An 8,944-nucleotide genomic window follows, 5' to 3' on the forward strand; every position below is an offset into this window, starting at 1 on the left:
GCACTATCACTACATAGACACACTGTTGAGTTCTCAAACACCACCCAGAAACACAATCAACCAACAAAAACGCTGGCCAACCCGCATCCCCGGCCGCCGCAACCTCCCGGAAGCAACTCCCCCAGCCTAGCAAGTCCGCGTCGACGAACCAAATCGTCGCTGCAAACTGTTAGAATCAGGGTTTGGACTCCCCGAGCTGGGAACGCTTACTTTAATCGCGTTCCCTGTTCTGGTCAAGTCCGAACTTCGCGGTTGAGAAGAACCTTTCCCTTTCGGGTCGGCCCCGCTCGCTTGCGGCCTCAATTAAGTTACACACCTTTCAAGTAGGAACCAAATCGGCAGGTAGCCGCTATTTTCCAATTTCGGTGGGCCTGAAATGCACAAACGGCGGCCGGTTTCCCGACCGCCGCTTGTTCGTTCAATAGATACCGGTTACTTACGCGTCGCCGACCCGATGCACGCCGGCAAAAGTCTTCTTCCCTCGACGCAACACAAGCCAGTTGCCATGGAGCCAGTCCGCATCCTTCGGAGTCCACTCCGTGTCGGCAATTTTCTCGTTGTTCACCGCCACTCCGTTTTCCCCGATCGATCGGCGTGCAGCACCCTTGCTTTCGCAGAGCCCGCTCGCGACCAGCATTTCGGTGAGGGTCCCCGGAGACGACGCCGCCACCTCCGCAACTTCGGTCTCGCGTAGTGCCGATTCGAGCGTCGTTTCATCAAGCGCACCGAGATCGCCCTTGCCGAACAGCGCCTTGGCAGCGTTTTCGACCTTTTCCACTGCGGAGCGCCCATGAACGAGCTCGGTCATTTCTTGAGCGAGTTTCCGCTGGGCCGCTCTCAGATGAGGCTTTTCTGCTGTAGCCGTTTCGAGTTCGGAGATCTCGTCGCGCCCGAGGAAGGTGAACCACTTGAGGAACTTCACCACGTCGGCGTCAGCGGTATTGAGGAAGTACTGGTACCAGGTGTAGGCGCTTGTCTTCGCTGGATCGAGCCAGAGGCTGCCTCCACCTGTGGATTTGCCGAACTTCTTGCCATCTGCGGTGGTGACCAACGGAACCGTGAGGGCGTGAACCGACTCATTGTCGACCCTACGATTGAGATCGACGCCCGAAACGATATTCCCCCACTGATCCGAGCCGCCAATTTGTAACGTGACGTTATCGGAACGGCGCAACTGCAGGTAGTCATTTGCCTGCAAGAGCATGTAACTGAACTCGGTGTACGAGATTCCGTCGCCATCCAAACGGCGCTTGACGGTATCCCTACTGATCATCGTGTTCAACGAAAAGTGCTTGCCGAGGTTCCGGAGAAACTCGATCACCGTCAGGTGACCCGTCCACTGCATGTTGTTGACCATTGTCGCCCCGGAACGCGGGTCGTCGAAATCGACGAATCGCTCGAGCTGTCCACCGATCTTTTCCGACCAGTCGGCGACGGTGTCCGCCGAATTCATGACGCGCTCCCCCACATCCCGTGGGTCACCAATCATCCCGGTCGCCCCACCGGCCAGTAGGTAAGGCTTATGCCCCGCCAGCTGGAATCGCCGCAGAGTCAACAGAGGCACCAGATGGCCGGCGTGCAAGCTGTCCGCCGTGGGATCGAACCCCGCATAGAGCGAGATCGAGCCCGAGTTCAAGTGCTCGGACAATGCATCCAGATCCGTGGATTGGGCGATGAGTCCTCGCCACTGGAGATCGTCGATTATGTCGAAATTCGTCATGTCTAAAAAGTGGTCTCTCGTGATCCGCTAGTTGCTTCCATCGCCGATTTCGGCCGACAGAGTTTTCTGCTCTTCCAGGGTCGCCTCGTGCGCTTCATCGCGCAGGAGCACGGGGATGCCATCTTCAATGCGATAGAGCAAATGAAGCCGCGCGTTGTATAGGCGGTCGCCCGAGACCGGAGACAACGGCCCACGGTCGACGGGGCACGCGAGTATCTCAAGCAGGCGAGGATCAAGCGAAGTCATAGCCTCAAGGTTACGTCGTCGGTTTTCCATCCGCCCATCGCCTCGCGCGTACTTCCAACTTTTTCCGGTTGAAGTGCGCCTTGCGCCCCGGACTTCCGTGAAAACAACGAGGCCTTCCCCTGCGTCATACGCGTGGGAAGGCCTCGTAGTGGTTGCGTTTTTGGTGGCGCGTCGCGCTAGGCCTGGATCCAGTCTTTCGCCTTCGCGAGACTATCGGCCACACGTTCACGCTGGCTTGCCACGGCGGATGCCGCCGTACCTCCGCGGGAGTTTCGCGAGTCGATCGAACCGCGAACGGTGAGAACCTCACGTACCGAGGGGGTCAACGCCGGGTCGGCCAATCGGAGCTCGTCGTCGGTTAGCTCGTCGAGCCCGACTCCTCGCTTCTCCGCAAGACGCACGCATTCCCCCGCAGCCTCGTGGGCAACACGGAACGGCACGCCCTGACGGACCATCCATTCCGCAATATCCGTGGCGAGCGTGAAACCGGCCGGTGCGAGCTCTTCCATACGCTCCGGATGGAACGACAACGTTCCGACAAGTCCCGCGATCGCTGGAAGCAGAAGATCAAGCTGCGCAACCGAATCGAACACCGGCTCCTTGTCTTCCTGCAGGTCACGGTTATATGCGAGAGGCTGCGCCTTTAGCGTTGCGAGCAGGCCGGCGAGGTTCCCGATGAGTCGTCCGGTCTTGCCACGAGCGAGCTCGGCAACGTCCGGGTTCTTCTTCTGCGGCATGATCGATGAACCGGTCGACCATTCGTCCGCGAGCGTGACGTATCCGAATTCCGGTGTGCACCACGCGATGACCTCTTCGGAAAGCCGCGACAGGTCGACCGCAATCTGAGCGAACACGTAGGCCGCCTCGGAAGCGAAATCTCGCGACGATGTTGCGTCGATCGAGTTGTCCGCAGCGGAGTCGAAACCGAGCTCGGCCGCGATCGCATCCGGATCGAGCCCGAGGGACGAACCGGCGAGTGCACCGCCCCCGTAGGGCGACACAGCGAGGCGACGATCCATGTCGCGGATACGGTCGAGATCGCGCAGCAGTGGATGCACGTGAGCCAACAGCTGGTGAGCGAGCAGCACCGGCTGGGCGGCCTGGAAGTGCGTTTTGCCAGGCATGACGGTGTCGGGGTGCGCATCCACCTGCGAAAGCAAAGCCTCTACGACGTCAACAAGCCCAGCTGACACACGGCGAGCGGCAGCACGGACCCACATGCGGAACTGGGTCGCGACCTGATCGTTGCGACTACGGCCGGCACGAAGCCGCCCGCCGACCTCGGCGCCGACTCTCTCGATGAGGCCACGTTCGAGTGCGCCGTGCACGTCCTCGTCGCTTTCGGCCGCGACGAATGCGCCGGACTCGACGTCGGCGGCAAGTTGGTCGAGGCCGGAGAGCATCGTCGCGAGGTCGTCATCGCCGAGCAGCTCGGCGCGATTGAGCACTCTGGCATGTGCCTTGGACGCGGCGATGTCGAACGGGGCAAGCACCCAGTCGAAGTGCGTGGACTTGCTCAGCGCAGCCATCGCGTCCGCGGGACCGCCGGCGAACCGGCCGCCCCACAGCGCTCCGGTGTTGGTGCCGTGCCGCCCCTCGCCCGCGGTGGGTTCGGCGTCGCTCATAGTCCGAGGTCCCGCTTCGACGCGATCTTCGAGGACAGGCCGTGGATCTGGACAAAGCCCTTGGCGTAGGACTGGTCGAACGAGTCGCCCTCGTCGTAGGTCGCGAGGTTGAAGTCGTACAGCGATTCCTCGGAGCGCCGGCCGTTGACGGTGAGGTGGCCACCGTGCATGACCATGCGAACGTCGCCTGTGACCCGCTGCTGGGTCTCCTCGACGAAGGCGTCAAGAGCACGCTTGAGCGGCGAGAACCACAGACCGTCGTACACCAGCTCGGTCCAGCGCTCTTCGATGCGGCGCTTGTAGCGGCCGACCTCACGCTCGAGGGTGACGTGCTCGAGCTCCTGGTGCGCGGAGATGAGCGCCATCGCTCCCGGCGCCTCGTAGATCTCGCGGCTCTTGATGCCAACGAGACGGTCCTCCACCACATCGAGGCGGCCGACGCCCTGGGCGCCCGCGCGGCGGTTGAGTTCCTCGATGGCCTCGAGAACGGTGACCTTGCGACCGTCGATGGCGACGGGCTTGCCCTTCTCGAAGGAGATGGTCACCTCGTCGGGTGCGGAGAAGTTGACCGTCGGATCCTCGGTGTAGTCGTAGACATCCTTGGTCGGGGCGTTCCACAGGTCCTCGAGGAATCCGGTCTCGACCGCGCGGCCCCACACGTTCTGGTCGATGGAGAACGGCGACTTCTTCGTCACCGTGATCGGGATGTTGTTCTCCTCGGCGAAGTCGATCGCCTTCTCACGCGTCCACGCGTAATCGCGGACCGGGGCGATGACGTCGAGGTCCGGCGCGAGGTTCATGAAGCCGACCTCGAAACGGACCTGGTCGTTGCCCTTACCCGTGCAGCCGTGCGCGACTGCGGTGCCGCCATGAGCCTTCGCGGCCTCGGTGAGGTGCTTGACAATGAGCGGGCGCGAGATCGCAGACACGAGCGGGTAGCGATCCATATAGAGGCCGTTGGCCTGGATGGTCGGAAGGCAGTACTGCTCGGCGAACTCATCACGGGCATCGACGACGATGGACTCGACCGCGCCGCAGTCGAGAGCGCGCTGGCGCACGGTGTCCATGTCCTCCCCGCCCTGGCCGAGATCGATCGCGACCGCGACGACCTCGGCCCCGGTCTCCTTGGCGATCCAGCTGATCGCCACCGAGGTGTCGAGTCCGCCCGAGTAGGCCAGAACCACACGGTTTGCCATTGAATTAGCTCCTTTGCGAAAGATGTCGGTGTATTCGTTCGTTACTTCGATTATGACGGCACTGGGAAAACGTCGTGCCGTTCGGTCTACTGTGCCAGCTGTGCGAGTAGTTCGGCGAGGCGCTCGCCGTTGACCGGTTCGCGCGCGAGCACGAAGATCGTGTCGTCCCCGGCGACGCATCCCACGACGTCAGGAAGATTGGCTCTGTCGATGGCGCTGGCAAGGAAGTTCGCTGCGCCCGGCGGAGTGCGCAGAACAGCGGTGTTGCCGCTGAAGTCCATGCTGGTCATCAGCTCGCCGAGGAGCTTGCCCAGACGGTCCGTTCCGCCATGTACGCCCGGGATAGGTCGCCCGTCCTCGGGAAGGACGTAGCGCCCGACCCCACCATCCGCGGCGCGCATCTTGATCGCGCCGAGTTCGTCGAGATCCCTGCTGAGAGTCGCGATCGTGACGGCGATCCCGGAACGTTCCAGCGCATCCGAGAGTTGGCTCTGACTGCGCACGTCCTGACCGTCGAGAATCTGCGCGATGACGGCGTGGCGTGCCGCCTTCGATGCCGGTTTCACCCGCGCGGTGCTGTTGTTCACTTCCGCCGCCTCAGCCGTGCCTACGAGCGCTCTACCAGCCAGGCGAGCAGCGCCTTCTGCGCATGAAGGCGGTTCTCGGCTTCGTCGAAGACGCGGGAGGCTGCGCCCTCGATCACCTCATCGGTGATTTCGTTCCCACGGTATGCCGGAAGGCAGTGGAGAACGATCGCCCCGTCCGCGGCAGCGTCGACGAAGCGCTGGTCGAGCTGGTAGTCACGAAGATCTGCGAGACGTTGCTTTCCGCTCTCCTCCTGCCCCATCGAAATCCACGTGTCGGTGATGAGCACGTCGGCACCTTTCGCTGCTGCGAGCGGATCGGTGCTCACCTTCGCCGAGCCGCCGGTGTCGGCCGCGATCTCGGCCGCCCGCTCGACAATCTCGTTCTCGGGCTTGTATCCGTCCGGCGCGGCGATGGTGATGTGCATGCCGGCGAGCGCGAAACCGAGGAGGTACGAGTTCGCCATGTTGTTGGCGCCGTCGCCCACGTATACGGCCTTGAGGCCGGCCGTTTTCCCGCCGAAGTTCTCACTCACCGTGAGCAGGTCCGCGAGGATCTGGCACGGGTGGAAGTCGTCGCTGAGCGCGTTGACGACCGGCACGCTCGCGTGAGCCGCCATCTCCTCGAGGCCGGACTGCGCGTAGGTGCGCCACACGATCGAGGAAACGTAGCGGCTGAGCACGCGCGCAGTGTCCGCGAACGTTTCGCCCTTACCCAGTTGGGAGCTCTGGGAGTCGACGACTATCGGATTACCGCCGAGCTCGGCGATACCCGCGTCGAAGGAGAAACGTGTGCGGGTCGAGGTCTTGTCGAAGATGACGGCGACGGACCGTGGACCGGCGAGTGGCTTGTGCCCGTAGCGGTCCGCCTTGAGGGTCGCCGCGAGATCGAGGATCTCGGCTTGTTCGGCCGCGGTGACGGAGTCGTCGCGGAGGAAGTGGCGTGGAGTCACTGTGTTGTCCTTCTCGGGGAGTTATTCGCCGCCGGCCACGGCGTCGAGGATCGCGGGCAGCGCCGCGGTGAACGACGCGAGCTGGTCCTCGGTGATGATCAGGGGCGGGGCAAGGCGGATGACGTTCGCTCCGGCGGTGCCGATGATGAATCCGCGTTCGCGGGCGGCGGTGACGACCTGTGCGGCGACCGGCTTTTCGAGCACGATTCCGAGGAGCAGCCCGCGGCCACGGACGCCTGCAACCAACGAATGGGAGAGCATCTCGACCTCCGCCGTCACAAGCTTGCCCAAGCGGTACGCGTGGTGGGCCAGGTCCTCGGATTCGATGACGTCGAGCACTGCGAGACCGGCCGCCGAGGCGATCGGGTTTCCTCCGAAGGTGCTTCCATGTTGGCCGGGCTGGAGCAGCTCGCCGGCGCGGCCGACCCCGAGGACGGCACCGATCGGCAGGCCGCCACCGAGTCCCTTGGCCACGGTGATGACGTCAGGGACGATGCCGGCGCCCCGGGAGGCGAACATCTTTCCCGTGCGGCCGATGCCCGTCTGAACCTCGTCGCAAACCAGCAGGATCCCGTACTCGTCGCACAGGCGCCGAACGTCGAGCAGATACCCCTCGGGCGGATCGAAGACACCGGCCTCGCCCTGGATTGGCTCGACGAAAATCGCCGCCACGTCGTGGGGATCACCGGATTCGACGACCTCGCGCAGCGCAGCGATGTCCCCGTAGGGGAAGAACTCCGCGCCGGGAGGCATGGGTTCGAACGGCTCGCGCTTATCCGGCTGCCCGGTGATCGACAGTGCGCCCATAGTCCGCCCGTGGAAGCCGCGTTCGGCAGCCAGCGTGCGGGAACGGCCGGTGAGGCGACCGATCTTGAAAGCCGCCTCATTCGCCTCGGTTCCCGAGTTGCAGAACATCGTGCGGACCGGTTTGTCGGTGTCGACCGCTTTCGCGAGGCGCTCGGCGAGCTCCACCGTGCGCGGGTGGATGTAGATGTTCGACACGTGCCCAAGGGTGGAGACCTGTTCTGTGACGGCCTCGACGAGCTTCGGATGTGCGTGCCCGAGCGCGTTGACGGCGATGCCTGAGAACAGGTCGACGAACTCGTTCCCGTCGCTGTCGGTGACGACGACGCCCTTACCCGAAACCAGCTCGACCTCGGGAGTGCCGTAGTTGTTCATCAGGGCCGCAGCCCAACGCTCCTTGAGCGAATTGTTCAGCGCGAATACGCTCATGCTCTTTTCCTCACGTCGTGATCTCCGTTGGTGACCATCGTGCCGATTCCGCCTTCGGTGAGTAGCTCGAGAAGGACGGAATGGGGTATGCGCCCGTCGATGACCTGCGCGGCCTCGACCCCGTTTTCGACCGCGTGAAGACAGGACTCCATCTTCGGGATCATGCCCGAGGCGAGGCTCGGAAGAAGCTCGCGCAGGCGCTCTGAACCGAGGTACGACACCAGCGAGGACCTGTCCGGCCATTCCGCGTAGAGCCCCTCGATATCGGTGAGCATCACGAGGCGCACCGCACCGAGCGCCGTCGCGAGCGGGGCGGCGGCGGTGTCGGCATTGATGTTGTACACCTGCCCGCCGGGGCCGGGCGCGATCGTCGATACGACGGGGATCCTGCCGGAGTCGATGATGTCCATAACGGCGCCGGGATTGACCTCAACGACGTTGCCGACGAGGCCGATGTCGACTTGCTCGCCGTCGACCGACGCGTAACGCTTCTCGGCTTTGAAGAGTCCGGCGTCCTCGCCGGAGATCCCGACCGCGTACGGCCCGTGGGCGTTGATGAGGCCGACAAGCTCGCGCCCCACCTGGCCGAACAGAACCATCCGCACGACCTCCATAACCTCGGGAGTGGTAACCCGAAAGCCGCCGCGGAATTCGCCCTCCATGCCGAGGTGGCCGAGCATCGCGTTGATCTGGGGGCCGCCGCCGTGCACGACGACAGGCTTCATCCCGCACGTGCGCAGGAAGACCATGTCCTCGGCGAAGGCTGCCTTGAGGCGCGCATCGACCATCGCGTTGCCGCCGTACTTGATGACAATGATCTTGTCGCCGAACTTCTTTAGCCACGGCAGCGCCTCGACGAGCACATTCGCCCGGACATAGGGCGAAAGCCCCTCCAACACCTCGGCGATACCGTCGTCCGCTCCGGCGGCCGCGCTCCGTCCCGGTGCCGAGTCGAGTACGTTCTCCCGCGTCGGCTCGCTCGCGGCGGTGTCCTTGCTCTCGGAACTCATCTGCCCTCTACTCCTGTTGTGCGCGGTCCGCGCCCGGGATAATTCGTAATGTGGCGCCGCCGAGACTGGGAAGCTCCCACGGGCCTTCGCTCTGCGCGATGTGTTCCGCGACCTCGCCCGGGTCGGCGACTCCGCAGATCGCGACATCGATGGGGCCGACCTCGGCACCTCCGGACTCGCCGACGAGCTTCGCGGCCGATTCGACGATTCGGTGGACGACGTCGAAACCGCGCTCTGGTATCGATGGACACCCGGCGGTCACCACGATGGCACGCAGCGACCTCGAGTGGGCCTTCTGCCGAGTCCAGGCCAGTTCGGCCGAACGATCGGGACCGGCGACGTCAATCCGCGCCGTGGTTCCGGGCCGGAGCGAGAGA

8 protein-coding genes and 1 pseudogene are annotated in these 8,944 nt (G+C 63.8%); all 9 read right to left on the reverse strand.

Annotated elements, in window-relative coordinates:
• Positions 1–436: 436 nt before the first annotated feature.
• Complete coding sequence (gene tyrS, locus K8V11_RS03120) at positions 437–1,720, reverse strand: tyrosine--tRNA ligase (protein WP_303910753.1); 1,284 nt, start codon at positions 1,718–1,720, stop codon at positions 437–439.
• 27 nt (positions 1,721–1,747) lie between these two features.
• Complete coding sequence (locus K8V11_RS03125) at positions 1,748–1,966, reverse strand: Trm112 family protein (protein ID WP_303910754.1); 219 nt, start codon at positions 1,964–1,966, stop codon at positions 1,748–1,750.
• 176 nt (positions 1,967–2,142) lie between these two features.
• On the reverse strand, positions 2,143–3,591 hold the full coding sequence (gene argH, locus K8V11_RS03130; protein WP_303910755.1) for an argininosuccinate lyase: 1,449 nt from the start codon (positions 3,589–3,591) through the stop codon (positions 2,143–2,145).
• On the reverse strand, positions 3,588–4,787 hold the full coding sequence (locus K8V11_RS03135) for an argininosuccinate synthase (RefSeq protein ID WP_303910756.1): 1,200 nt from the start codon (positions 4,785–4,787) through the stop codon (positions 3,588–3,590). The genes argH and K8V11_RS03135 overlap by 4 nt, the downstream gene beginning before the upstream one ends.
• Positions 4,788–4,873: 86 nt before the next feature.
• Entirely contained in the window at positions 4,874–5,416 is a 543-nt protein-coding gene (locus K8V11_RS03140; RefSeq protein ID WP_303910759.1) for an arginine repressor, read from the reverse strand.
• Positions 5,395–6,324 (reverse strand): ornithine carbamoyltransferase, encoded by a 930-nt coding sequence (gene argF, locus K8V11_RS03145; RefSeq protein WP_303910757.1) that lies wholly within the window; start codon positions 6,322–6,324, stop codon positions 5,395–5,397. The genes K8V11_RS03140 and argF overlap by 22 nt, the downstream gene beginning before the upstream one ends.
• Positions 6,325–6,345: 21 nt before the next feature.
• The gene (locus K8V11_RS03150; RefSeq protein WP_303910758.1) at positions 6,346–7,557 is read right to left on the reverse strand and encodes an acetylornithine transaminase; all 1,212 of its coding nucleotides are present in this window, start codon (positions 7,555–7,557) and stop codon (positions 6,346–6,348) included.
• Positions 7,554–8,456, reverse strand: coding sequence for an acetylglutamate kinase (gene argB, locus K8V11_RS03155; RefSeq protein WP_303910760.1), 903 nt, complete (start codon positions 8,454–8,456; stop codon positions 7,554–7,556). Before argB ends, K8V11_RS03150 begins: the two co-directional genes overlap by 4 nt.
• 118 nt (positions 8,457–8,574) lie before the next feature.
• A pseudogene (locus tag K8V11_RS03160) lies at positions 8,575–8,944 on the reverse strand (hypothetical protein); the annotation flags it as partial.

Source organism: Dietzia timorensis (genome assembly GCF_020742175.1).
Classification (GTDB): Bacteria; Actinomycetota; Actinomycetes; order Mycobacteriales; family Mycobacteriaceae; genus Dietzia; species Dietzia timorensis_A.